This window comes from Microbacterium sp. KKR3/1 (assembly GCF_021272365.1).
GTDB lineage: Bacteria > Actinomycetota > Actinomycetes > Actinomycetales > Microbacteriaceae > Microbacterium > Microbacterium aurugineum.
Window position 1 is genome coordinate 419,374 of the sequence record NZ_JAJSDW010000001.1, and the last position, 23,238, is coordinate 442,611.

The 23,238-nt window shown below is 68.6% G+C and carries 24 protein-coding genes; all 24 read left to right on the forward strand.

Translation table 11 applies throughout. From position 1 onward, the window contains the following. Nucleotides 1-7: 7 nt before the first annotated feature. The 24 genes from pyrR to lgt all read left to right on the forward strand — a co-directional run bounded on the left by pyrR (nucleotide 8) and on the right by lgt (nucleotide 23,211). The gene (gene pyrR, locus LVJ59_RS02045; RefSeq protein WP_232761829.1) at nucleotides 8-538 is read left to right on the forward strand and encodes a bifunctional pyr operon transcriptional regulator/uracil phosphoribosyltransferase PyrR; all 531 of its coding nucleotides are present in this window, start codon (nucleotides 8-10) and stop codon (nucleotides 536-538) included. Beyond that, on the forward strand, nucleotides 535-1,500 hold the full coding sequence (locus LVJ59_RS02050; RefSeq protein WP_131491049.1) for an aspartate carbamoyltransferase catalytic subunit: 966 nt from the start codon (nucleotides 535-537) through the stop codon (nucleotides 1,498-1,500). The genes pyrR and LVJ59_RS02050 overlap by 4 nt, the downstream gene beginning before the upstream one ends. After that, nucleotides 1,497-2,801 (forward strand): dihydroorotase, encoded by a 1,305-nt coding sequence (locus LVJ59_RS02055; RefSeq protein WP_232761830.1) that lies wholly within the window; start codon nucleotides 1,497-1,499, stop codon nucleotides 2,799-2,801. Before LVJ59_RS02050 ends, LVJ59_RS02055 begins: the two co-directional genes overlap by 4 nt. After that, the gene (locus LVJ59_RS02060) at nucleotides 2,798-3,310 is read left to right on the forward strand and encodes a hypothetical protein (protein WP_232761831.1); all 513 of its coding nucleotides are present in this window, start codon (nucleotides 2,798-2,800) and stop codon (nucleotides 3,308-3,310) included. Before LVJ59_RS02055 ends, LVJ59_RS02060 begins: the two co-directional genes overlap by 4 nt. Continuing rightward, nucleotides 3,307-4,485: a glutamine-hydrolyzing carbamoyl-phosphate synthase small subunit gene (gene carA / locus LVJ59_RS02065; RefSeq protein ID WP_232761832.1), complete on the forward strand. Its 1,179-nt coding sequence runs from the start codon at nucleotides 3,307-3,309 to the stop codon at nucleotides 4,483-4,485. The genes LVJ59_RS02060 and carA overlap by 4 nt, the downstream gene beginning before the upstream one ends. Then, the gene (gene carB / locus LVJ59_RS02070; protein WP_232761833.1) at nucleotides 4,485-7,772 is read left to right on the forward strand and encodes a carbamoyl-phosphate synthase large subunit; all 3,288 of its coding nucleotides are present in this window, start codon (nucleotides 4,485-4,487) and stop codon (nucleotides 7,770-7,772) included. The genes carA and carB overlap by 1 nt, the downstream gene beginning before the upstream one ends. Beyond that, entirely contained in the window at nucleotides 7,769-8,614 is an 846-nt protein-coding gene (gene pyrF, locus LVJ59_RS02075; protein ID WP_232761834.1) for an orotidine-5'-phosphate decarboxylase, read from the forward strand. Before carB ends, pyrF begins: the two co-directional genes overlap by 4 nt. Then, on the forward strand, nucleotides 8,607-9,518 hold the full coding sequence (gene gmk / locus LVJ59_RS02080) for a guanylate kinase (protein WP_131491044.1): 912 nt from the start codon (nucleotides 8,607-8,609) through the stop codon (nucleotides 9,516-9,518). The genes pyrF and gmk overlap by 8 nt, the downstream gene beginning before the upstream one ends. 65 nt (nucleotides 9,519-9,583) lie before the next feature. Then, nucleotides 9,584-9,838 carry a DNA-directed RNA polymerase subunit omega gene (gene rpoZ, locus LVJ59_RS02085; RefSeq protein ID WP_017204385.1) on the forward strand — a complete coding sequence of 85 codons (255 nt, stop codon included), beginning with the start codon at nucleotides 9,584-9,586 and terminating at the stop codon, nucleotides 9,836-9,838. An 87-nt stretch (nucleotides 9,839-9,925) separates the two neighbouring features. Next, nucleotides 9,926-11,119: a methionine adenosyltransferase gene (gene metK / locus LVJ59_RS02090; RefSeq protein ID WP_232761835.1), complete on the forward strand. Its 1,194-nt coding sequence runs from the start codon at nucleotides 9,926-9,928 to the stop codon at nucleotides 11,117-11,119. A 16-nt stretch (nucleotides 11,120-11,135) separates the two neighbouring features. Beyond that, nucleotides 11,136-13,094 (forward strand): primosomal protein N', encoded by a 1,959-nt coding sequence (locus tag LVJ59_RS02095; protein WP_232761836.1) that lies wholly within the window; start codon nucleotides 11,136-11,138, stop codon nucleotides 13,092-13,094. A gap of 18 nt (nucleotides 13,095-13,112) precedes the next feature. Further along, complete coding sequence (gene fmt, locus LVJ59_RS02100; RefSeq protein ID WP_232761837.1) at nucleotides 13,113-14,033, forward strand: methionyl-tRNA formyltransferase; 921 nt, start codon at nucleotides 13,113-13,115, stop codon at nucleotides 14,031-14,033. Then, nucleotides 14,030-15,529 (forward strand): RsmB/NOP family class I SAM-dependent RNA methyltransferase, encoded by a 1,500-nt coding sequence (locus LVJ59_RS02105; RefSeq protein ID WP_232761838.1) that lies wholly within the window; start codon nucleotides 14,030-14,032, stop codon nucleotides 15,527-15,529. Before fmt ends, LVJ59_RS02105 begins: the two co-directional genes overlap by 4 nt. 4 nt (nucleotides 15,530-15,533) lie before the next feature. Continuing rightward, on the forward strand, nucleotides 15,534-16,214 hold the full coding sequence (gene rpe, locus LVJ59_RS02110; RefSeq protein WP_153244130.1) for a ribulose-phosphate 3-epimerase: 681 nt from the start codon (nucleotides 15,534-15,536) through the stop codon (nucleotides 16,212-16,214). Continuing rightward, nucleotides 16,211-16,474, forward strand: a complete 264-nt coding sequence (locus tag LVJ59_RS02115; protein WP_131491038.1) for a phosphoribosyl-ATP diphosphatase — start codon at nucleotides 16,211-16,213, stop codon at nucleotides 16,472-16,474. Before rpe ends, LVJ59_RS02115 begins: the two co-directional genes overlap by 4 nt. Nucleotides 16,475-16,512: 38 nt before the next feature. Then, the gene (gene hisG / locus LVJ59_RS02120; RefSeq protein ID WP_047519543.1) at nucleotides 16,513-17,355 is read left to right on the forward strand and encodes an ATP phosphoribosyltransferase; all 843 of its coding nucleotides are present in this window, start codon (nucleotides 16,513-16,515) and stop codon (nucleotides 17,353-17,355) included. After that, nucleotides 17,355-18,116, forward strand: a complete 762-nt coding sequence (hisF, locus tag LVJ59_RS02125) for an imidazole glycerol phosphate synthase subunit HisF (protein ID WP_131491037.1) — start codon at nucleotides 17,355-17,357, stop codon at nucleotides 18,114-18,116. The genes hisG and hisF overlap by 1 nt, the downstream gene beginning before the upstream one ends. Continuing rightward, nucleotides 18,113-18,472 (forward strand): phosphoribosyl-AMP cyclohydrolase, encoded by a 360-nt coding sequence (hisI, locus tag LVJ59_RS02130; RefSeq protein WP_232761839.1) that lies wholly within the window; start codon nucleotides 18,113-18,115, stop codon nucleotides 18,470-18,472. Before hisF ends, hisI begins: the two co-directional genes overlap by 4 nt. Further along, nucleotides 18,469-19,056, forward strand: a complete 588-nt coding sequence (locus LVJ59_RS02135; protein WP_232761840.1) for a Trp biosynthesis-associated membrane protein — start codon at nucleotides 18,469-18,471, stop codon at nucleotides 19,054-19,056. The genes hisI and LVJ59_RS02135 overlap by 4 nt, the downstream gene beginning before the upstream one ends. Nucleotides 19,057-19,103: 47 nt before the next feature. Further along, nucleotides 19,104-19,334 (forward strand): HGxxPAAW family protein, encoded by a 231-nt coding sequence (locus tag LVJ59_RS02140; RefSeq protein WP_047519551.1) that lies wholly within the window; start codon nucleotides 19,104-19,106, stop codon nucleotides 19,332-19,334. Next, complete coding sequence (gene trpC, locus LVJ59_RS02145) at nucleotides 19,334-20,107, forward strand: indole-3-glycerol phosphate synthase TrpC (protein ID WP_232761841.1); 774 nt, start codon at nucleotides 19,334-19,336, stop codon at nucleotides 20,105-20,107. Before LVJ59_RS02140 ends, trpC begins: the two co-directional genes overlap by 1 nt. Continuing rightward, entirely contained in the window at nucleotides 20,107-21,375 is a 1,269-nt protein-coding gene (trpB, locus tag LVJ59_RS02150) for a tryptophan synthase subunit beta (protein ID WP_131491108.1), read from the forward strand. The genes trpC and trpB overlap by 1 nt, the downstream gene beginning before the upstream one ends. Continuing rightward, the gene (trpA, locus tag LVJ59_RS02155; protein WP_232761842.1) at nucleotides 21,372-22,175 is read left to right on the forward strand and encodes a tryptophan synthase subunit alpha; all 804 of its coding nucleotides are present in this window, start codon (nucleotides 21,372-21,374) and stop codon (nucleotides 22,173-22,175) included. The genes trpB and trpA overlap by 4 nt, the downstream gene beginning before the upstream one ends. Nucleotides 22,176-22,185: 10 nt before the next feature. Further along, nucleotides 22,186-23,211 (forward strand): prolipoprotein diacylglyceryl transferase, encoded by a 1,026-nt coding sequence (lgt, locus tag LVJ59_RS02160; RefSeq protein WP_232761843.1) that lies wholly within the window; start codon nucleotides 22,186-22,188, stop codon nucleotides 23,209-23,211. Nucleotides 23,212-23,238 lie beyond the last annotated feature (27 nt).

Here is a 23,238-nt window from a genome sequence, read left to right on the forward strand (position 1 = left end):
GCGGCCGATGAGCATGCGCACCGTGCTGCACGAAGCCGACATCTCACGCGCGCTGACCCGTATCGCGCACGAGATCCTCGAATCCAATCGAGGAGCCGAGAACCTCGTCCTGCTGGGAATCCCGACCCGCGGGGTCACTCTCGCCCATCGCCTCGGGCTGCTGATCAGCGAGATCGCTCAACAGTCCGTTCCCATCGGCGCGCTCGATGTCACCCTCTTCCGGGATGACCTCGCCAAGCACCCGACCCGTTCGCCGCAGCCCACGGAGATCCCGGTCGGCGGCATCGACGGCAAGACGGTCGTGCTCGTCGATGATGTGCTCTTCTCCGGGCGGAGCATCCGGGCCGCACTGGACGCGATCCAGTCGATCGGCCGCCCCGCTGTCGTCCGGCTGGCGATCCTGGTCGACCGCGGGCATCGTGAACTTCCGATCCGGCCGGATTTCATCGGCAAGAACATCCCCTCCGCGCGCACGGAGCGCGTAAACGTGCGCCTCTTCGACAACGACGGGGCCGAGGAGGTGACGATCGGCGAATGAGGCATCTCCTCGACACCCGTACCCTCGATCGGGCCACCGCACTGCGCATCCTCGACGTCGCCGAAGACATGTCGGACACGCAGTCCCGCGAGGTCAAGAAACTGCCGACACTGCGCGGCAAGACCGTCGTGAACCTCTTCTTCGAGGACTCGACCCGCACGCGCATCTCGTTCGAGGCAGCCGCCAAGCGTCTCTCCGCCGATGTGATCAACTTCGCCGCGAAGGGCTCCAGCGTCTCCAAGGGCGAGAGCCTGAAAGACACGGCGCAGACGCTCGAGGCGATCGGCGCCGACGCGGTCGTGGTCCGGCACCCCGGCTCCGGAGCGCCGCAGACCCTCGCCACCAGCGGCTGGATCTCGGCCGGCGTGGTGAATGCCGGGGACGGCACCCACGAGCACCCGACGCAGGCGCTGCTCGACGCCTTCACCATCCGCAAGCGTCGCTTCGGCGGCGACAGCCGAGGACGGGACCTCAGCGGGCTGCGGGTCGTGATCGTCGGTGACGTGTTGCACTCCCGGGTCGCCCGTTCCAACGTCTGGCTGCTCACCACCTTGGGTGCCGACGTCACCCTGGTCGCACCGCCCACGTTGGTGCCGCAGAACGTGTCTCTCTGGCCGGTTCGGGTCGAGTACGACCTCGATCGGGCGCTGGCGGAGGACCCGGACGCCGTGATGATGCTGCGTATCCAGCTGGAACGGATGAACGCGGCGTATTTCCCGACTGAGCGGGAGTATTCCCGCCGCTGGGGCCTGGACGCACGGCGTGTGGGAGGTCTTCCGGCAGGTAGCATTGTCATGCACCCCGGACCCATGAACCGGGGACTCGAGATCTCTTCGGAAGCTGCCGATTCCCCCCGCTCGACGGTGCTGGAACAGGTGACGAACGGGGTGTCCGTCCGCATGGCGGTGCTGTACCTGCTGCTGGCAGGAGAACGAGACGACGAACGAGGGGGAGACCTGTGAGCGAGACCCTCGTCATCACTGGCGCACAGTTGCTCGGTGCCGAGAGCGCCGACATCATCATCGAAGACGGCCGCATCGCCGACATCGGTCAGCGATTGCATCGCGCCGGTGCGCGCATCATCGACGGCGCGGGGCTCGTGGCCCTGCCCGGGCTCGTCGACCTGCACACGCATCTGCGCGAACCCGGCTATGAAGCGTCGGAGACGATCCTCACCGGGACGAGGGCCGCAGCCGCCGGTGGTTTCACCGCGGTGTTCGCGATGCCCAACACCTCTCCCGTGGCGGACACCGCCGGAGTGGTCGAGCAGGAGCTCGGCCTGGGCGAGGCAGCCGGTTATGCCACCGTGCAGCCCATCGGCGCCGTCACGGTCGGGCAGAAGGGCGAGCGTCTCGCGGAACTGGGAGCGATGGCGTCGTCCCGCGCGAAGGTGCGCGTCTTCAGCGACGACGGCTTCTGCGTGTTCGATCCGCTCATCATGCGCCGCGCGCTGGAGTACGTGAAGTCCTTCGGCGGGGTCATCGCCCAGCACGCTCAGGATCCTCGTCTCACCGAGGGTGCCCAGATGAACGAAGGCATCGTGTCGGCCGAACTCGGTCTGAGCGGCTGGCCCGCTGTGGCGGAGGAGTCGATCATCGCCCGCGACGTGCTGCTGGCCGAGCACGTGGGATCCCGCCTGCACGTCTGTCACCTCTCGACGGCAGGGTCGGTCGACATCATCCGCTGGGCCAAGAAGCGCGGCATCGACGTCACCGCTGAGGTCACCCCGCACCACCTGTTGCTGACCGACGAGCTCGTGCGCGGCTACGACGCTCGCTACAAGGTCAATCCGCCGCTGCGTCGCGAAGAGGATGTGCACGCCGTGCGCGAGGGCCTCGCCGACGGAACGATCGATATCGTGGCCACCGATCACGCACCGCATCCGAGCGAGAACAAGGCGTGCGAGTGGCAGGCGGCCGCGAACGGCATGGTGGGCCTCGAGAGCGCGCTCCGCGTGGTACATCAGTCGATGGTGCAGACCGGGCTGCTCGAATGGTCTGACGTCGCGCGCGTCATGAGTTCGACACCGGCACGCATCGGTCGGCTCGCCGGCCACGGCACTCCGCTCGACGTCGGACAGCCGGCCCACCTCACGCTGTATGACGCTTCTGTCGACGGCGTCTTCACGGAGGCGGATCTCCACGGCCGGAGCGTGAACTCGCCCTACCTCGGCCGGACGCTCCCCGGACGCGTGGAGTACACCATCCACGGCGGCACCCTCACCGTCGACGGCGGACACGTCGTCGAGGAGCTCCGCGCATGAGCGCTCGGGACCTCGCCGTCGCGATCATGATCGCGGTGGCGCTCCTGATTCTGCTGGCGATGCTCTTCGCCTGGCGACGACGAATGCGCCGCGATTCCGTGTTCACGGCGCCGCTCGGAGTCCCTGAGCATGCGGAGATCGTCCGCCGCGACGAGGTGCTGTACGTGTCGACGACACGACACGCGCAGCCGCTCGAACGCCTCGCGGTGTCCCCTCTCGCGTATCGGGCACGCGGCGAGCTCGCCCTCACGGATCGCGGCATCGCCCTCTGCCTCGACGGAACCCCGACGGTCTTCCTCGCGAACGACCGGCTCGTCACCGTCGATCGTGCCACCGTCACGATCGACCGCGTGGTCGAGCCCGGCGGCCTCGTGCGCATCGCCTGGAAGATCGCCGACGACACCGTCGTCGACAGCTACCTGCGCCTCGCCACCGGCGAGCCTCAGAACCTCATCTCCGACCTGCAGCGGCTCGTCCCCGCCGCCCCCGACACAGGAGCAAAGTCATGACTCTCTCGACACCCGCCGGGCAGGCCCCCGCGGCCCAGCTGCCCGACCCCGCCGTGCTCGTCCTGGAGGACGGCACGCGTCACGCCGGACGCGCCTACGGCGCACGCGGACGCACCCTCGGCGAAGTCGTCTTCGCGACCGGCATGTCCGGGTACCAGGAGACCATCACGGATCCCTCTTACGCGGGTCAGATCGTCCTGCAGACGGCACCGCACATCGGCAACACCGGCATGAACGACGAAGACGCCGAGTCGCGCCGCATCTGGGTCTCCGGCTACATCGTGCGCGACCCTTCGCGCGTCGTCTCGAACTGGCGCGCCAACTCGTCGCTCGACGATGTGCTCGTCCAGGACGGCGTGGTGGGTATCAGCGGGGTCGACACCCGTTCGATCACGCGCCACATCCGCTCAGCCGGCTCCATGCGCGGCGGCATCTTCTCCGGCGCCGATGCGTCGCTCGACCCCGAGGAGCAGGTGCGCATCGTCCGCGAGGCACCCGAGATGGCGGGACGCAATCTGTCCGCCGAGGTCTCCGTCGACGTCGCGACCGTGACGACCGCGATGGGGGAGCGGATCGGTAACCTCGCCGTGCTCGATCTCGGTGTGAAGCAGGCGACGATCGACAATCTCGCGGCCCGCGGCTTCGAGGTGCACGTACTTCCGCAGAACGTGACCATCGATGAGATCCGAGCCGTGGACCCCGTCGCCGTCTTCTATTCGAACGGCCCCGGTGACCCCGCGGCCTCGGGCGATCACGTCGAGCTGCTGCGTGCGGTGCTCGACGACGGGCTGCCGTTCTTCGGCATCTGCTTCGGCAACCAGCTCCTGGGCCGTGCGCTGGGTCTCGGCACCTACAAGCTGCCGTTCGGCCACCGCGGCATCAACCAGCCCGTGCTCGACAAGCAGACCGGCAAGGTGGAGATCACCGCCCACAACCACGGCTTCGCCGTCGAGGCTCCGATCGAGGGGACCTTCGACAGCCCGAACGGGTACGGCAAGGTCGAGGTCAGCCATGTCGGGCTGAACGACAACGTCGTCGAGGGACTCCGCGCTCTCGACATCCCGGCCTTCTCGGTGCAGTACCACCCCGAGGCGGCAGCGGGCCCGCACGACGCCAACTATCTCTTCGACAGGTTCCGCGACCTGGTCATCGCCAGCCAGAAGGACTCCAAGTAATGCCCAAGCGCGACGACATCAACTCCGTCCTCGTCATCGGTTCCGGCCCGATCGTCATCGGCCAGGCCTGCGAATTCGACTACTCCGGTACTCAGGCCTGTCGTGTGCTGCGCGAGGAGGGTGTCCGGGTCATCCTGGTCAACTCCAACCCCGCCACGATCATGACCGACCCCGACTTCGCCGATGCGACCTACATCGAGCCGATCACGTGGGAGGTCATCGAGACGATCATCGCCAAGGAGCGCCCCGACGCGATCCTGCCGACCCTCGGTGGACAGACCGCGCTGAACGCCGCGATCGAGCTCCACAACCACGGCATCCTCGAGAAGTACGACGTCGAGCTCATCGGCGCCAACTTCGAGGCGATCAACAAGGGCGAGGATCGCCAGATCTTCAAGCAGCTGGTCCTCGACGCCGGCGCCGACGTGGCAGACTCCCGCATCGCACACACGATGGAGGAGGTGCTGGCTGCCGCGGACGAGCTCGGCTACCCGATGGTGGTCCGTCCCAGCTTCACGATGGGGGGCCTGGGCTCCGGCTTCGCCTACGACGAGGAAGACCTCCGTCGTATCGCCGGAGCGGGCCTGCGCGACTCGCCCACCACCGAGGTGCTCCTCGAGGAGTCGATCCTCGGGTGGAAGGAGTACGAGCTCGAGCTCATGCGCGACACGGCCGACAACACGGTCGTCGTCTGCTCGATCGAGAACGTCGATCCGGTCGGCGTGCACACGGGTGACTCGATCACGGTCGCTCCGGCACTGACCCTCACCGACCGCGAGTACCAGAAGATGCGCGACATCGGCATCGACATCATCCGCGCCGTGGGCGTCGACACCGGAGGCTGCAACATCCAGTTCGCGGTCGATCCGAAGAACGGCCGGATCATCGTCATCGAGATGAACCCGCGTGTCTCGCGCTCGAGCGCCCTGGCGTCGAAGGCCACCGGCTTCCCGATCGCGAAGCTCGCAGCCAAGCTGGCCCTGGGCTACCGCCTCGATGAGATCCCGAACGACATCACCGGTGTGACGCCGGCGAGCTTCGAGCCGACGCTCGACTACGTGGTCGTCAAGGTCCCGCGCTTCGCCTTCGAGAAGTTCCCGGCTGCGGACGCGACGCTGACCACGACCATGAAGTCCGTGGGCGAGGCGATGGCGATCGGCCGCAACTACGCGACCGCCCTGCAGAAGGCGCTCCGTTCGCTGGAGAAGCGCGGTTCGAGCTTCCACTGGGGTGCGGAGGAGCGTTCCGTGGAGGAGCTGCTCGAGATCTCGAAGACGCCGACCGACGGTCGTATCGTCACGCTGCAGCAGGCATTGCGCAAGGGTGCAACGGTCGAGCAGGCCTTCGAGGCGACGGCGATGGACCCCTGGTTCCTCGACCAGATCGTGCTCATCAACGAGGTCGCGGAGATCGTGCGCACGGCGCCCGAGCTCGATGCCGCCACTCTCCGCTACGCCAAGGAGCACGGCTTCTCGGACGCTCAGCTGGCCGAGCTCCGCGGAACCTCGGAGGCGGAGATGCGCGGGGTGCGCCATGGCCTCGGGATCCGACCGGTCTACAAGACGGTGGACACCTGTGCCGGCGAGTTCCCGGCGCTGACTCCGTACCACTACTCGAGCTATGACTTCGAGACCGAGGTCGCTCCGTCCGATCGGACCAAGGTCGTCATCATCGGCTCCGGTCCCAACCGCATCGGTCAGGGTGTCGAGTTCGACTACTCGTGCGTGCATGCCTCGTTCGCGCTGTCGGATGCGGGCTTCGAGACTGTCATGGTCAACTGCAACCCGGAGACGGTCTCGACCGACTACGACACCTCGGATCGCCTGTACTTCGAGCCGCTGACGCTCGAGGACGTGCTGGAGGTGCTGGACGCGGAGGCCGCGAGCGGGACGATCCTCGGTGTCGTCTGCCAGCTCGGCGGTCAGACGCCGCTCGGCCTCGCGAAGGGTATCGAAGCCGCGGGCTACACCGTGCTCGGCACCAGCCCCGAGGCGATCGACCTGGCGGAGGAGCGCGAGCTCTTCTCCCGCCTGCTCGACGAGGCCGGTCTGGTCGCCCCGCGCAACGGCACCGCGATCGACGTCGACGGCGCTGTGCGTATCGCCGAGGAGATCGGCTACCCGGTTCTGGTGCGTCCGAGTTTCGTGCTCGGCGGCCGCGGCATGGAGATCGTCTACGACACCGCGTCGCTCCGGGACTACTTCGTGCGCACCGCGGGTGAAGTCGTGATCGAAGAGGGCAAGCCGCTCCTGGTCGACCGATTCCTCGATGACGCGATCGAGCTCGATGTGGACGCCCTCTACGACGGCACCGACCTGTTCGTCGGTGGTGTCATGGAGCACCTCGAAGAGGCCGGGATCCACTCCGGCGACTCCAGCTGCACGTTGCCGCCCGTCTCGCTCGGCCGCACCGACGTGGACCGCGTGCGGGAGGCCACGCTCGCCATCGCGAAGGGCGTGGGCGTCCGCGGACTGCTCAACGTGCAGTTCGCCATCAGCGCCGGAGTGCTCTACGTGATCGAGGCGAACCCGCGCGCCAGCCGTACCGTGCCCTTCGTCTCGAAGGCGCTCGGTATCCCGATGGCCAAGGCGGCGAGCCGCGTGATGACCGGTTCGACGATCGCCGAGCTGCGCGCCGAAGGCATGCTTCCCGAGCAGGACGGCTCGCGGGTCCCGCTCGACGCGCCGGTGTCCGTGAAGGAAGCGGTGCTTCCGTTCAAGCGGTTCCGCACCGCCGACGGCAAGACGGTCGACTCCGTGCTCGGACCGGAGATGCGATCCACCGGTGAGGTCATGGGGATCGACCGCGACTTCCCGACCGCATTCGCGAAGAGTCAGGCCGCGGCCTACGGGGGCATGCCCACGTCGGGGACGGTGTTCATCTCGGTCGCCGACTCGGACAAGCGGGCCGTCATCCTTCCCGCGCACCGTCTGCGACAGCTCGGCTTCACGATCGTCGCGACCGAGGGGACCGCCGAGATCCTCTCGCGCAACGGCATCGCGGTCACCGTCGTCGAGAAGTACAGCTCGACGCAGGAGACGGGCGCGAAGAACATCGTCGACCTCATCAACGAGGGGGAGATCGACATCGTCGTGAACACTCCCTCCGGTGGCACAGCCCGCGCGGACGGCTACGAGATCCGTGCCGCAGCAGTCGCAGCCGACAAGGCACTGTTCACCACGATGGCGGTGCTCGGGGCGGCCGTGAGCGGAATGGACGCCGCCCATGAGGGCTTCCAGGTCAAGAGCCTCCAGGAGTACGCACTGGACCGGAAGGCGGCACTGTGAGCGCACGCTTCGGCGAGCGGGTCCGCTCCGTGCTCGGCGCACGAGGACCCCTCTGCGTCGGCATCGACCCCCACGCCGCGCTGCTCGCGTCGTGGGGACTGTCGGACGACGCGCAGGGCGTGCGGGAATTCGGCCTGCGGACCGTCGAGGCTGCCACCGGGAGAGTCGGCTTCGTGAAGCCGCAGGTGTCGTTCTTCGAGCGCTTCGGCTCCCGGGGCATCGCCGCGCTCGAAGACGTCCTCGCCGCAGCGCGCGCCGCCGGCCTCATCGTGATCGCCGACGCCAAGCGGGGCGACATCGGGTCGACCATGGATGACTACGCACGCGCCTGGCTCACGCCGGGCTCGCCGTTGGAGGCGGACGCACTCACGGTGAGTCCTTTCCTCGGTGTCGGTGCCCTCGACGGGGCCTTCGCCCTCGCCGGAGAGCACCACAAGGGACTCTTCGTCCTCGCGGCGACCAGCAACCCCCAGGCCGAGGGGCTCCAGCGGTCCATGTCATCCGACGGGGCGACCGTGTCGGCATCGATCATCTCCGAGGTCTCGGGACGCAACGCCGAGCAGATCGGGGCAGGGGAGTGGGGGAGCTTCGGCTTCGTCATCGGCGCCACCGTGGAGTGGGCCCCAGCGGGTATCGAACCCTTCGACCCCGTCGCCCCCATCCTGGCTCCGGGCTTCGGTGCGCAGGGTGCTGCTCCCTCCGACCTGCGGCCGCGCTTCGGTGCGCTGTCGGACGCCGTGATCGCGAGCGAGAGCCGCAGCATCCTCTCCGCAGGCCCGGTCGACCTGGCCCGGACCGTCGCCGCACGCGCGGCCGAGTATCTCGAGGTGGCCGGTGTCTGACGCCCAGCGGACCGTTCCCGAGGTCGATCGAGCTGCGGCCGCCCGCCGTGCGGTCGAACGTCGCCGTGCCAGAGCGTCCGTCAAGCGCGACCTGACGATGCGGGTGGTCACGCCGCAGGCGGTGCTGCGTCGCGCCACAGCGGACGCCGACTCCGTCGAGGGGTCGATGCGCATCACCGACTTCCTGCTGGCTCTCCCCGCCATCGGTGCGGGCAAGCGCGACCGGATCCTGGAGGAGCTCCACATCTCGCCGGTCAAACGTCTCGGAGGCCTCGGCGCACGTCAGCGCCGTGCACTGGAGACGTGGCTCGACACGCGCTTCCCGGTACCGGAGCCGCGTGGGGAGCGGAGTCGCCTGCTCGTGCTCGCCGGCCCGACGGCCGTGGGCAAGGGAACGGTGGCCGCGCATATCCGTGAGCACAACCCGGAGATCCATCTGTCGGTCTCGGCGACCACGCGACCGCCTCGTCCGGGCGAGATCGACGGTGTCCACTACTACTTCGTGGATGACGCGGAGTTCGACCGGCTGATCGCCGACGACGAGCTCCTCGAGTACGCGGTGGTCCACAATCGCTCCCGGTACGGCACCCCGCGCGCACCGATCGACGCCGCTTTGGCCGAGGGCAAGACGGTCCTCCTCGAGATCGACCTGCAGGGGGCGCGTCAGGTGCGGCGAGCGGAACCCGCCGCGACGCTCATCTTCCTGCTGCCGCCGAGCTGGGATGAGCTGGTGCATCGACTGGTCGGGCGCGGCACCGAAGAGGCCGAAGAGAGGGCCCGCCGATTGCGTACCGCGAAGGTCGAACTGGCCGCCCAGAACGAGTTCGATCACCTGATCGTGAACGAGGACGTCGCCACCGCGGCCCGCGAGGTCGTAGAATTGTCTTCAAGCTCTGCGCGCTGAGCGTCTTCGCGCGCCTTTCACACCGTCTTCGCGACGATCCCGTCGCCTGATCAGGAGGTCTCCCCATGGCCGGACACAACAACGGCATCATCGATCCCCCCATCGACAACCTGCTCGACCGCGTCGACTCCAAGTACGAGCTCGTGATCTACGCCGCAAAGCGCGCGCGTCAGATCAACGACTACTACTCGGACCTGCACGAGGGCAACCTCTTCGACAACGTGGGCCCGCTGGTCGATTCCTCCGTCGAGGACAAGCCGCTCACGATCGCGCTGCACGAGATCAACGAGGACAAGCTCCGCCTGCGTCACGCGGAGTGATATTCGAGACTGCGCCTCCCGTCTGTCGGAGGCGCAGTCCAGAATGGGTGCCACACCCTCTTCTGTCCGTCCCGTTCTGGAGAATCGATGAGCGCGCTGCGTCTGTTCACGTCCGAGTCCGTCACCGAAGGGCATCCGGACAAGATCTGCGACCAGATCTCGGACAGTATCCTCGATGGTCTGATCGCGAAGGACCGCGGCTCTCGCGTGGCCGTCGAGACGCTCGTCACGACCGGTCTCGTCCACGTCGCCGGTGAGATCCGCACCGAGGCCTACGTCGATATCCCGACGATCGTCCGCCAGGTCGTGAACGGTATCGGCTACACCTCCAGCGAGACCGGCTTCGACGGCGCGTCCTGCGGTGTGAGCGTCTCGGTGGGGGAGCAGTCCACCGACATCGCCCACGGCGTCGACAGCGCGCAGGAGCACCGCGACGGGTCGTCCGTCGATCCGCTCGACGGGCTCGGCGCAGGCGACCAGGGCATCATGTTCGGCTTCGCGACGAACGAGACACCCCAGCTGATGCCGATGGCTGCCTGGACCGCACACCGCCTGGCGGAACGTCTCACCGAGGTCCGTCGCAGCGGAGTGCTGCCGTTCCTGCGCCCCGACGGCAAGACTCAGGTCACGCTGGGCTACGACGGCTTCACACCGAAGACCGTCGACGCGGTCGTCGTCTCCACGCAGCATCACCCGGACATCTCGCAGGACGAGCTGAAGCAGCAGGTGCGCCGGCATGTCATCGACCCGGTCCTCGCCACGACGGGCCTCGACCTCGACGACGTCACGCTCTACATCAACCCCGCAGGCCCGTTCGTCACGGGAGGCCCGAAGGGCGACGCCGGACTCACCGGACGCAAGATCATCATCGACACGTACGGCGGGGCAGCGCGCCACGGCGGGGGAGCGTTCAGCGGCAAAGACCCGTCGAAGGTCGACCGCTCCGGCGCCTACGCCACGCGTTGGGTGGCCAAGAACGCGGTGGCGGCAGGACTCGCCGACCGTCTCGAAGTGCAGGTGGCCTACGCGATCGGCGTCGCGCGTCCGGTCGGCCTGTACGTCGAGACCTTCGGCACCGGAAAGGTCTCGGACGAGGTGATCACCCGGGCCATCACCGATGTGTTCGACCTGCGCCCGCAGGCGATCATCGAGCAGCTCGACCTTCTGCGGCCGATCTACGCCCAGACCGCGGCCTACGGTCACTTCGGTCGAGAGCTCGCCGACTTCACCTGGGAGCGCACCGACCGCGCCGAAGAGCTTCGCCGCGCTGCCGGGCTCTGATGGGACCACGGTCCTGATGCCTCCGGAGAGCCGGCGCATCGCGCGCGTGCTCCTCGATTCGCCGCTGCCTCAACTCGACCGGCTCTTCGACTACGCGCTTCCCGCAGAGCTCGGCGACGTACCACTCGGCGTTCGTGTCCGCGTGCCGTTGCGCACCGCGGGGCGGGTGATCGACGGATACATCGTCGAGATCGACACCGAAGACGACGCCGACCGCCCGCTGTCCGAGGTCGAGAGCGTTGTCTCGGCCGTGCCCGTCCTTCCGGAGCGCCTTCACACGCTGGCACGTCGAGTCGCCGATCGTGCTGCCGGGTCGGCCTCTGACGTGCTGCGCCTCGTGATCCCCAAGCGTCAGGTGCGGGTCGAGAAGGCCTGGACGGCGGACTCGCCCGAAATGCAGCCTGATGCCGCCGCTCGCGATATCGCGGAGGAAACCATCGCGGCCTACGACGGCCTCGGCGCCGTCCTCGATACCGGAGGACGCGCCGCGGTCGAAGCGATCCCGCAGCTCCTCGACGGCGTGCAGGGGTGGGCGAAACTCCTGGCCTCGGCTGCAGCGCGGACATTGTCGTCGGGACGGTCCTCGATCATCGTCGTTCCGGACCATCGCGATCTCGATCGTCTGCTCGCCGCGCTCGAGCCGCTCGTGCCCGCTGGCACGGTGGTGCGTCACGACTCCCGGCAGACCAACCCCGACCGCTATCGGGCTTTTCTGCGCACACTCGAGGATGCTCCCTGCATCGTCGTCGGCAATCGCTCCGCGGTCTACTCGCCTGTGGCCGCCGGGCTGGTGGCGATCTGGGACGATGGCGACCCCTTGCTCGGAGAACCGCTGTCGCCGTACGTCAATTCCCGTGACGCGGCGCTCCTCCGACAAGAGCTCGAGGGCTCCGCACTGCTGTTCGCGGGGCATTCGCGTACGACCGACGTCGAGCGCCTCGTCGTACTCGGTTGGCTGCAGGATGTCCGCGCCACGCGTCGCGTGCTCCCGCGGGTCGTCCTCAGCACGGCACAGGAGATGGAGCAGCCGACGGCTCAACGCATGCCGTCATCGGCGTTCCTCGCTGCGCGCAACGCCGCGGCCGAAGGACCCGTCCTCGTGCAGGTTTCGCGCCCGGGGTTCTCGCCATCCTTGGTGTGCGCCGACTGCCGAGCACCCGCACGCTGCCCCCACTGCGGGGGACCACTCGGTGCGCGGCATCGTGGGGCCGTGCCGGTGTGCGGCTGGTGTGGGCGAGGTGCGAGCGTGTGGACGTGCCCGTCATGCTCCTCGACGAAGCTGCGCCTCGCGTCGTCCGGGAGCGAACGCACCGCCGATGAGCTCGGACGCGCCTTTCCGGGTGTCCGCGTGATCGTCGCCGACAGTGCGCATCCGGTCGAACGCGTCACGGACAGACCCGCACTCGTGGTCGCGACCCGTGGAGCGGAGCCGATCGCCGACGGCGGCTACCGAGCGGTCGTCCTGCTGGACGGGCCGCGCATGCTCCAGGCCCCCGACCTGCGTGTCGCGGAATCGTGTCTGCGCTGGTGGTCGAACGCCGCGGCCCTCGCGGCGCCCGGAGCGCCCGTCCACCTGGTCGGAGTGAATGGCGCAGCGGCCAAAGCGCTCGCGACCTGGAACCACGCGGCCCATGCGCGCGCCGAGCTGGAGAGTCGGGCGCCCCTGCACATGCCGCCCACGACGCGCGTGGCACTCGTGCAGGGGTCGGCTTCCGCCGTCGGTGACGCTCTCGCCGCGCTCAAGGAACTCGCCCTCCCCAGCGATGCCGTCCTCGGCCCCGTTCCCGTCGAGTCCGACGAGGTGCCTCCCCGCGTACGTGCCCTCGTGCGTTTCGACTACAGCGCCGGCAGCCGTGTCGCCACGGCCCTGCGCGCGGCAGTGGTCGCCGAAGCCGTGAGCGGCCGCCGACGCAAGGGGCGGTCGACGAAGAGCACACTCTCGGTCCGTCTCGATATCCTCGATCCAGAGCTCTGACCCTTCCGGAGAACCTTCATGCGCCTCGTCTTCGCCGGCACACCCGCTGCGGCCGTGCCCACCCTGCGTCGTCTCGCGACCTCGCACGACATCGCCGCGGTCGTGACGCGGCCCGATGCCGCACTCGGGCGTCGGCGTGTGCTCACGCCATCTCCGGTCGCGCAGGCGGCCCTCGAACTCGGACTTCCCGTGATCAAGGCCGCTCGGCTCGACGACGCCGCGACCGCGGAGATCGCGGCCCTGGAGGTGGAACTCGGCGTGATCGTGGCCTACGGGGGCCTGGTCCGCGAGCCGCTCCTGTCCATGCCGACGAGGGGATGGATCAACCTGCACTTCTCCCTCCTTCCGGCGTGGCGCGGAGCCGCCCCGGTGCAACGAGCGCTCATCGCCGGAGACGACGTTCTCGGGGCGAGTGTCTTCCAGCTGGTCGCCGAGCTGGATGCGGGCGACGTCTATGCGACGCGGGAGATCGAGGTCGCGGAGACGGCGACCGCGGGCGAGGCGCTCGACACTCTCGCCCATGACGGTGCCGACCTCACGGCCCAGGTGGTCGACGCGATCGCTGACGGCACAGCTGACGCGCGACCGCAGGTGGGGGAGCCGAGTTTCGCGGCCAAGCTGTCACACGCCGACGGCCTCCTCGATTGGAACGCGCCGCTCGACACGGTGTTCGCACGTTTTCGAGGTGCGACTCCCGAACCCGGCGCGCACACGACGGTCGGCGGTCAGGCGCTCAAGGTGCTCGAAGCGGTGCCCGCTGCCGATGCGGAGCCCCTCGCTCCCGGACGTTTTCGTGGCACGAAGAAGGCGCTCCTCATCGGAACGGGATCGGGGGCGCTGGCGGTGACTCGCGTGCAGCCGGCCGGCAAGGGAGCGATGAACGCGGTCGACTGGTGGCGCGGGCAGCGCGGTGGCGATGAGCTGCAGGCAGGATCATGAGCGACGAAGGACGGGAGCGTCGCACCCCGAGACCGCAGGGACGGCGTCCGTCCGGGCAGTCCTCCCGCGAGGGACGGGGCACGGAGCGGCGCGGTCCTGTGCGCGCTGTTCAACCCGCTCGTCGGGTCGCGTACGACGTGCTGCGCGCGGTGTCCGAGACCGATGCCTATGCGAACCTCGTGCTCCCGACCGCGATCGCCGACGCGAAGCTCACGCCGCAGGACGCGGCGCTCGCGACGGAGCTCACGTACGGAACGTTGCGAAGGCTCGGCACGTATGACGCGATCATCGCATCGGCAGCCGACCGCCCGACGGCCGGCATCGACCCTGCGGTGCTCGACGCACTGCGGCTCGCGGTGCATCAGCTGCTCGCCACCCGCGTCGCTTCGCACGCGGCTGTGAACGAATCGGTGAACCTCGTGGCGACGACATCAGGGCGTGGGGCGTCGAGCTTCGCGAACGCCGTCCTCCGTCGCATCACCCGCGACTCGGGAGAGGTCTGGCAGGCGCGCATCGAGGAGCAGGCACGCTCCGATGACGAGCGGCTGGCCCTGCGCACCGCGCATCCGGTCTGGGTCATCAGGGCGCTCCGTCGGGCCCTCGCAGCCGAAGGGCGCGGCGACGAGCTCGAGGCGCTTCTGGAGTCCGACAACATCTCGCCCGAGGTGACCCTCGTCGCGTTGCCGGGGCTTGCCGAACCTGCCGAGCCTCGTCTTCCCTACGCGCCGACCGCTTTCGCGTCTCCCGGGGGCGACCCTCGACGCTCGGTCGAAGCCTCCGGCGGCACCGTGCGCGTACAGGACGAGGGCTCCCAGCTCGTGGCCCTCGCGCTGGCGGGCGCTGCGCCCATCGTCTCGGGGGAGCGCTGGCTCGACCTCTGCGCGGGTCCGGGAGGGAAGACCGCGCTCCTCGCCGCGATCGCGCTCGAGCATGACGCCACGCTGGAGGCGAACGAGGTCGTCCCCGTCCGCGCACGACTCGTCCGCAAGGCTCTCCGGGCCGTACCGGCTGACATCGTCGTCCACGAGCAGGATGGGCGGGCTCTCGCCGCATCCCGACCGGGGGAGTTCGACCGGATCCTCGTCGATGCGCCCTGCACGGGTCTCGGCGCGCTTCGTCGCCGCCCCGAGGCACGCTGGCGGAAGTCGCCGGCGGATGTCGCCGAACTCGTCCCGCTGCAGGTCGAGTTGCTGTCCGCTGCGGTCGATGCGCTCGCTCCCGGTGGCGTCGTCGCTTATGTGACGTGCTCGCCGCATCTCGCGGAGACCACCGGCGTCGTGCAGGAAGTGCTGCGGGAGCGCACGGACATCGTGGAGCTCGATGCCCGTGCGGCGATCGCGGATGTCTCGATGTCGCCGATCGATCTCGCGGTCGAGGGCCGTTCCGGCTCCGGCAGCGCCCAGCTCTGGCCGCATCGACACGGCACCGACGCCATGTTCCTCGCGCTCCTGCAGCGCCCATCGACCGAGAACACCTCATCCGGGAAGGAAGACTAGGACCGTGGATCTGCCCCGCGCCCCGCGCATCAACCCGAGTATCCTCGCCGCCGATTTCGTGAACATGCAGGCGGATCTCGCCCGGATCGCCACCGCGGATTTCGCCCACGTCGACGTGATGGACAACCACTTCGTGCCGAACCTGACCTTCGGCCCGCAGATGGTCGAGCGGATCCAGGCGACCAGCCCCATTCCGCTCGATGTCCATCTGATGATCACGGAGCCGGAGCGGTGGGCGCCGGAGTACGCCGAGATCGGCGCCGCGAGTGTCACGTTCCATCTGGAGGCCACGTCCGACCCCGTGGCGCTCGCTCGCCGACTGCGTGACATCGGATCCCGTGCGGGTGTCGCGGTGAAGCCGGCGACGCCCGTCGACTCATTGTTCGAGATCCTCGATGAGTTCGACCAGATCCTCGTGATGACGGTCGAACCGGGCTTCGGCGGGCAGAGCTTCATGCCGGAGACGATGCCCAAGCTCGAGGCGCTTGCGGCAGAGGCGCGTCGGCGGGGCTCCCGGGTCTGGCTCCAGGTCGACGGAGGCATCTCCGACCGCACGATCGAGATCGCCGCGGCGGCCGGCGCCGACACCTTCGTCGCCGGATCGGCCGTGTACGGGGCCGATGACGTCGAGGCGGCCGTCACCCGGCTGAGAGACCTCGCCCGAGCCGCTAGCCTGGAAGCGTGAAGACTTTCGACGAGCTGTTCGCCGAGCTCAGTGTCAAGGCAGAGACCCGCCCTGAAGGATCGGGCACGGTCGCCGAGCTCGACGGCGGCGTGCACACGATCGGCAAGAAGATCGTGGAAGAAGCCGCCGAGGTGTGGATGGCGTCGGAGTACGAGTCCGACGCCGCTGCCGCCGAGGAGATCTCCCAGCTGCTGTACCACGTCCAGGTGATGATGCTCGCGAAGGGGCTCAGCCTGCAGGACGTCTACCGACATCTGTGATGCGCTCCGTTCCGACCTCCTCGAACTGAAAGCCATCCATGCTGCGCATCGCTGTTCCCAACAAGGGCTCCCTCTCCGAGACCGCCGCCGAGATGCTCGCCGAAGCGGGCTACGCCGGGCGTCGTGATCCCAAGACCCTCCATGTCGTCGACGCCGAGAACGACGTCGAGTTCTTCTTCCTCCGTCCCAAGGACATCGCGACCTACGTGGGCTCCGGCGCCATCGACGTCGGCATCACCGGACGCGACCTCCTGCTCGACGCGCGGATGCCCGGCGCGCGCGAGATCGAGGCGCTCGGGTTCGCCGGCTCCACGTTCCGCTTCGCTGCACCGACGGGGCGTTACACCGACGTGTCGGAGCTCGACGGGCTGCGCGTCGCCACCTCCTACCCGGGCCTGGTGGATGCGTTCCTCGACGAGCGCGACATCGCGGTCGACCTGGTGCCGCTCGACGGCGCAGTCGAGTCCGCGGTCCGACTCGGGGTCGCCGATGCGGTCGCCGACGTCGTCGAGACCGGGACCACACTGCGTCAGGCGGGTCTCGATGTGTTCGGCCCCGTCATCCTGGAGTCGGAGGCGGTGCTCATCGCCGGACCGGTCGATGCGGACGGTGCGGAGACGCTGCTCCGCCGCCTGCGTGGCGTGATGGTCGCACGACGGTTCGTGATGATCGACTACGACCTCCCGGTGGCGCTCCTCGACGACGCCGTGAAGATCGCCGGAGGCGTGGAATCGCCGACCGTCTCCCCGCTCCGCGACCCCGAGTGGGTGGCCGTGCGCGTCATGGTCGCGCGCTCGCGCGTCAACCCCGTCATGGATGCGCTCTACGCCCTCGGCGCGCGCGCGATCCTGGTGACGGCCATCCACAACGCGAGGCTGTGATGACTCTCGCCAGTCGTGTCATCCCGTGCCTCGATGTCGCCGCCGGTCGCGTCGTCAAGGGCGTCAACTTCGAGAACCTGCGGGACATGGGTGATCCTGTCGAGCTGGCGCGGCACTATGCGGCACAGGGTGCTGACGAGATCACCTTCCTCGACGTGACCGCCACGGTCGACGCCCGGGCGACCACTTACGACGTGGTGCAGCGCACCGCCGAGCAGGTCTTCGTGCCGTTGACTGTGGGCGGGGGAGTGCGCACCGTGGAAGACGTGGCCCGACTACTCTCGGTCGGTGCCGACAAGGTGGGCGTGAACTCCGCCGCGATCTCGCGCCCAGACCTCATCGGAGAGATCGCGGACCGCTTCGGCGCCCAGGTGCTCGTCCTGTCCCTCGACGTGAAGCGCGCCCCGACCACGTCTTCCGGGTTCGTCGTCACGACGCACGGCGGTCGTACGGAGACGACGCTCGATGCACTCGACTGGGCTCGTGAGGCCGTCGATCGAGGTGCCGGGGAGCTCCTCGTGAACTCCATCGATGCCGACGGCACGCGAGACGGTTTCGATCTCGAGCTGGTGCGCTTGATGCGTGAGGTCGCGTCGGTGCCCGTGATCGCCTCGGGCGGTGCGGGGAAGGCCGCCGACTTCGCTCCGGCCATCAAAGCGGGAGCCGACGCGGTCCTGGCGGCGAGCGTGTTCCACACCGGCGCGCTCACGGTCGGCGACGTCAAGGATGCGCTCCGCGCAGAGGGAGTGGTGATCAGATGACCACCGTGGACGAGCGCATCGCGCAGGTCGACTTCAATGCGGACGGTCTCGCCCCGGTGATCGTGCAGCAGTGGGACACGCGAGAGGTCCTCATGCTCGCATGGGTCGACGCGGAGGCCCTGCGACGCACCCTGACCTCCGGCCGCGCCACGTACTGGTCGCGTTCACGTCAGGAGTACTGGCGGAAGGGCGACACCTCGGGTCACATCCAGGTCGTGCGCGAAGCGCGGCTGGACTGCGACGGGGACGCCATCCTGCTCCTCGTGGCGCAGCACGGTCCGGCCTGCCACACGGGTACCCGCACCTGTTTCGACACGACCGACCTCGAGGCCATGGTGGGGGAGGAGCAGTCGTGACACTCACGAAACGCGGTCGTTCGATCTCAGTGTCCGGCTTCTTGCTCGCCGGCGCGATCGGCATCATCTCCTCGACCCAGACCTGGTTCACGGTCGAGCGCGCGGATGCGGGAGAAGCGATCCTCGTGCCCGGCGCGTCCGCCCTCGTTCTCCTCGCCCCGCTCAGCCTTGCGGTTCTCGCCCTCGGTGCGGCGCTCTCGATCGCCGGCAAGGCGGTCCGCTTCGTCTTCGGAGTGCTGGCGGCCGTGACAGCACTGTTCCTCGGCTGGTCGACACTCCAGCTCCTGCTCACCGAGCCGTTCGGCGCCGTCGCCGCCACCGTGACCGAGGTGACGGGTCTGGCCGGCGGCGCGGCGGTCCACGAGACGGTCCTGAGCATCGTGCCTTCCGCGTGGCCGTACATCGCGCTGGTCGGCTGGGCGATCCTGCTGGTCGCGTCCGTCGTCGTCCTCGTGACCTGGCGCGGATGGAAGACGGGCGGACGGCGGTACCGCACCGATCGCGTCGACGTCGCCCACGATGGGCCTGTGGATGCCGTCGATTCGTGGGACGAGCTGTCCCGCGGGACCGATCCGACTCGTTGACCCCGATAGACTGATTCCGAACTGCACGTCGTCCCCCGGAGGAGAACATGACCAACCCGATCGCCGATCCCGGCCACGGACATTCGCCTGCCGCCTGGACCGCCGTCGTCATCATGCTGGTCGGCGTCGCCGCCGCCACTGTCGCGTTCTGCTTCGAGCAGCCGGTCCTCGTGATGATCTCGATCGCTCTCGTTCCCATCGGCGCGATCATGGGCTGGGTGCTGGCCAAGGCCGGCTATGGCGTGAAGGGTCCGAAGTACGCTCCGAAGGCGCACTAATGGTCCTCGCCGACCTGACGGCCGGCGCTGTCGCAGACGCTGAGCGTCGCGCCTTATCGCGCCCATTGGCCGCCGTGGAGCGCGATGCGCACGCGCGTCCCGCCGCGAAGGACGCGCTGGCGTTCCTCGCGCCGGCCGATCGTGTGAAGATCATCGCCGAGGTCAAGCGCGCGAGCCCCTCGCGCGGCGCTCTCGCGGAGATCCCCGACCCGGCGCTCCAGGCATCTCTCTACGAAAAGGGAGGCGCCTCGGCGATCAGCGTGCTGACCGAGGAACGTCGATTCGGGGGGAGCCTCGCCGACCTCGAGGCGGTCACCGCCAGGGTCTCGTTGCCGGTGCTGCGCAAGGACTTCATCGCCACCCGCTACCAGGTCCTCGAGGCCCGTGCCGCGGGCGCTGATCTCGTCCTCCTCATCGTCGCCGGTCTCGACGCCGAGGTGCTTCGAGACCTCTTCGGGTTCATCACCGAACTCGGCATGACGCCTCTCGTCGAGACGCATTCGGCCGAGGAGCTCGAAGCCGCCATCGACCTCGGTTCTCCGCTGATCGGTGTGAACGCGCGTGATCTGAAGACACTCGAACTCGACCGCGACCTGTTCGGTCGCCTGGTGGATCGGATCCCGGACACCGCGGTGAAGATCGCCGAGTCCGCAGTGCTCACCCCCGAAGACGTCGCGCACTACCGCTCCGCCGGCGCCGACGTCGTCCTGATCGGCGAGGCTCTCGTCACCGGCGACCCCGTCGCCACTCTCACGCGTTTCCTGGAGGCATGATGAGCCTGCGCGACCAGCACGGCCCCTTCTTCGGCGAATTCGGCGGGCGTTACATGCCCGAGTCGCTCATCGCCGCGATCGACGAGTTGACCGTGGCGTACGAGGCGGCGATCATCGACCCGGATTTCCGGGCTGAGCTCGCGCACCTGCTGAGCTCGTACGCGGGGAGGCCGTCCGCGATCACCGAGGTGCCGCGGTTCGCCGAGCACGCCGGTGGGGCACGCGTCTTCCTCAAGCGGGAAGACCTCAACCACACGGGTTCGCACAAGATCAACAACGTCCTCGGACAGGCGCTGCTGACCAAACGGCTCGGCAAGACCCGCGTGATCGCCGAGACGGGCGCCGGACAGCACGGCGTCGCGACCGCCACCGCTGCGGCGCTGTTCGGCTTGGACTGCACGATCTACATGGGTGAGGTCGACACCGAGCGTCAGGCGCTCAACGTGGCCCGCATGCGCCTGCTCGGTGCGGAGGTCGTTCCGGTGACGTCCGGTTCCCGCACGCTCAAGGACGCGATCAACGATGCCTACCGCGACTGGGTGGCGTCGGTCGAGACCACCAACTACATCTTCGGCACCGCCGCAGGACCGCACCCCTTCCCGGCGATGGTCCGCGACTTCCAGAAGATCATCGGTGAGGAGGCGCGTGCGCAACTCCTCGACGAGGTCGGACGGCTCCCCGATGCGGTCCTCGCGTGCGTGGGCGGCGGGTCGAACGCGATCGGCATGTTCGATGCGTTCCTCGACGATGAGGGCGTCGCGCTCTACGGCGTGGAGGCGGCGGGCGACGGCGTCGACACCGAGAAGCACGCGGCATCGATCGAGCGTGGGCGACCCGGTGTGCTGCACGGTGCCAAGACCTACGTGCTCCAGGATGAGGACGGCCAGACGATCGAGTCGCACTCGATCTCCGCGGGGCTCGACTATCCCGGTGTCGGCCCGGAGCACGCCTGGCTCGCGGACATCGGCCGCGCGGAGTACATCCCGGCGACCGACGACGAAGCCATGCAGGCTCTGCGTCTGCTGAGTCGGACGGAGGGGATCATCCCCGCCATCGAATCCGCCCATGCCCTCGCCGGTGCGCTGCGCGTCGGGCGTGAGCTCGGCCCCGACGGACTCATCGCCGTGTGTCTCTCGGGTCGTGGCGACAAGGACATGGACACCGCAGCCCGCTACTTCGAGCTCTACGACCAGGCCGCTCTGGCCCACGAAGTCGCGGAGGAAAGCGCCGAGGAAGAGCTCGCATCGAAGGGGGAGCCCCAGCTATGAGCCGAGTCGAACAGGCGATCCAGCGCGCCCAGGACGCCGGCCGCAGCGCGTTCGTCGGCTACCTGCCCGTCGGATTCCCCGACCTCGAGACGAGCATCCAGGCGGCCATCGCCCTCGCAGAGAACGGTGTCGACATCATCGAGCTGGGGCCGCCGTACAGCGACCCGGTGATGGACGGCGCGATCATCCAGGAGGCGACCACCACAGCGTTGGCCGCGGGCTTCCGGATGGCCGACCTCTTCACGGCGATCCGCGCCATCACGGCTGCGACCGATGTGCCGGTCCTCGTCATGACGTACTGGAACCCGGTCATGCAGTACGGCGTCGACCGCTATGCGGACGACCTGCTCGCCGCGGGCGGCGCCGGACTCATCACGCCCGACATCACGCCCGATGCCGCGGGGGAGTGGATCGCCGCAAGCGAGCGGACGGGCCTCGACCGTGTGTTCCTGGCTGCGCCCACCTCCTCCGACGAGCGGCTCGACCTCGTCGTGACGTCGTCCACCGGGTTCGTGTACACCGTCTCGACGATGGGTATCACGGGCGAACGCGCCGAACTCGACCGTGCTGCACGCACCCTCGTCGGACGTCTGCGCGCGCACGGCGCCCGACGCGCGTGCGTGGGCATCGGCATCTCCACGGCCGAGCAGATCGCCGGGGTGTCGGAGTACGCCGACGGTGCCATAGTCGGCACAGCCCTCGTCCGTGCCCTGCGCGACGGCGGCGTCCCCGCCCTCGCCGAGGTCACCCGCAACCTGGCCGCCGGCACCTCGTCGGCGCGCCCCGATCACGAGAACTAGAATCGCACTCATGTCACTCGCGCTCCACAGCACCGTCACCGGTGTGCTCGCCAGCATCCCGAGCCCCCCGGTGTCCTACTTCGACCTCGGGCCCATACGGATCCACTTCTATGCGCTGTGCATCATCGCGGGCATCATCGCCGCGACGCTGCTGACCAACCACCGTCTCACCAAGCGCGGTGCGGAGCCGTGGGTCGTGATCGACATCTCGATCCTCGCGGTGCCCCTGGCGATCATCGGCGCCCGGATCTTCCACGTCCTCACCCACCCGAACGACTACTTCGGCGAGGGCATCAACACCTGGAACCCCTTCCAACCGGGCTCGGTGTGGGCCATCTGGGAGGGCGGTATCGCGATCTTCGGTGCGCTCATCGGTGGCGCGATCGGTGCGTATCTCGGCTGCCGCTGGACCGGCATCCGCTTCTGGACGTTCGCCGACGCTCTGGCGCCGGGGCTGCTGCTGGCGCAGGCCATGGGACGCTTCGGCAACTGGTTCAATCACGAACTCTTCGGCCTCCCCACCGACCTGCCGTGGGGACTGGAGATCGAGTCCACGAACTCCGCGTTCCCTCCCGGTCTTCCCGAGGGCACGCTGTTCCACCCGACCTTCCTCTACGAGGTGCTGTGGAACGGGCTGGGCGTCATCGTCCTGCTCTGGCTCGGCCGCAAGCTCTTCTTCCAGTGGGGTCGCCTGTTCGCGATGTACCTCATCTGGTACAGCGCGGGACGCATCGTCTGGGAGTCGATCCGCATCGACCCGAGCGAGATCATCCTGGGGCTGCGCAGCAACGTCCTCGCGGCCATCATCGGCGTCCTCGTGGGTCTCGCGATCCTCATCGTGCAGACGCGTCGCCACCCCGGTCTCGAGCCCTCGCCGTATCAGCCGGGCCGCGAACGGACCGACGCGGACGCTGATGTACAATCGCAGAACAATCCCTCTGACTTCGTAGACGTGAGCGAGCCTCCGACCGAAGAAGTCACCGCAGGAGCCACCGCCACAAGCACTGCTCCCACGAGCGAGGACGGCTCTCGATAACGCCGCCTCGTGGCGGGAGAACCATTG

Excerpts from the sequence above, each read along its gene's own strand:
- pyrR (WP_232761829.1), top strand. The coding sequence starts at position 8 with ATGAGCATGCGCACCGTGCTGCACGAAGCCGACATCTCACGCGCGCTG.
- LVJ59_RS02050 (WP_131491049.1), top strand. The coding sequence starts at position 535 with ATGAGGCATCTCCTCGACACCCGTACCCTCGATCGGGCCACCGCACTG.
- LVJ59_RS02060 (WP_232761831.1), top strand. The coding sequence starts at position 2,798 with ATGAGCGCTCGGGACCTCGCCGTCGCGATCATGATCGCGGTGGCGCTC.
- carA (WP_232761832.1), top strand. The coding sequence starts at position 3,307 with ATGACTCTCTCGACACCCGCCGGGCAGGCCCCCGCGGCCCAGCTGCCC.
- carB (WP_232761833.1), top strand. The coding sequence starts at position 4,485 with ATGCCCAAGCGCGACGACATCAACTCCGTCCTCGTCATCGGTTCCGGC.
- rpoZ (WP_017204385.1), top strand. The coding sequence starts at position 9,584 with ATGGCCGGACACAACAACGGCATCATCGATCCCCCCATCGACAACCTG.
- metK (WP_232761835.1), top strand. The coding sequence starts at position 9,926 with ATGAGCGCGCTGCGTCTGTTCACGTCCGAGTCCGTCACCGAAGGGCAT.
- LVJ59_RS02095 (WP_232761836.1), top strand. The coding sequence starts at position 11,136 with ATGCCTCCGGAGAGCCGGCGCATCGCGCGCGTGCTCCTCGATTCGCCG.
- fmt (WP_232761837.1), top strand. The coding sequence starts at position 13,113 with ATGCGCCTCGTCTTCGCCGGCACACCCGCTGCGGCCGTGCCCACCCTG.
- LVJ59_RS02105 (WP_232761838.1), top strand. The coding sequence starts at position 14,030 with ATGAGCGACGAAGGACGGGAGCGTCGCACCCCGAGACCGCAGGGACGG.
- hisG (WP_047519543.1), top strand. The coding sequence starts at position 16,513 with ATGCTGCGCATCGCTGTTCCCAACAAGGGCTCCCTCTCCGAGACCGCC.
- hisF (WP_131491037.1), top strand. The coding sequence starts at position 17,355 with ATGACTCTCGCCAGTCGTGTCATCCCGTGCCTCGATGTCGCCGCCGGT.
- hisI (WP_232761839.1), top strand. The coding sequence starts at position 18,113 with ATGACCACCGTGGACGAGCGCATCGCGCAGGTCGACTTCAATGCGGAC.
- LVJ59_RS02140 (WP_047519551.1), top strand. The coding sequence starts at position 19,104 with ATGACCAACCCGATCGCCGATCCCGGCCACGGACATTCGCCTGCCGCC.
- trpC (WP_232761841.1), top strand. The coding sequence starts at position 19,334 with ATGGTCCTCGCCGACCTGACGGCCGGCGCTGTCGCAGACGCTGAGCGT.
- trpB (WP_131491108.1), top strand. The coding sequence starts at position 20,107 with ATGAGCCTGCGCGACCAGCACGGCCCCTTCTTCGGCGAATTCGGCGGG.
- trpA (WP_232761842.1), top strand. The coding sequence starts at position 21,372 with ATGAGCCGAGTCGAACAGGCGATCCAGCGCGCCCAGGACGCCGGCCGC.
- lgt (WP_232761843.1), top strand. The coding sequence starts at position 22,186 with ATGTCACTCGCGCTCCACAGCACCGTCACCGGTGTGCTCGCCAGCATC.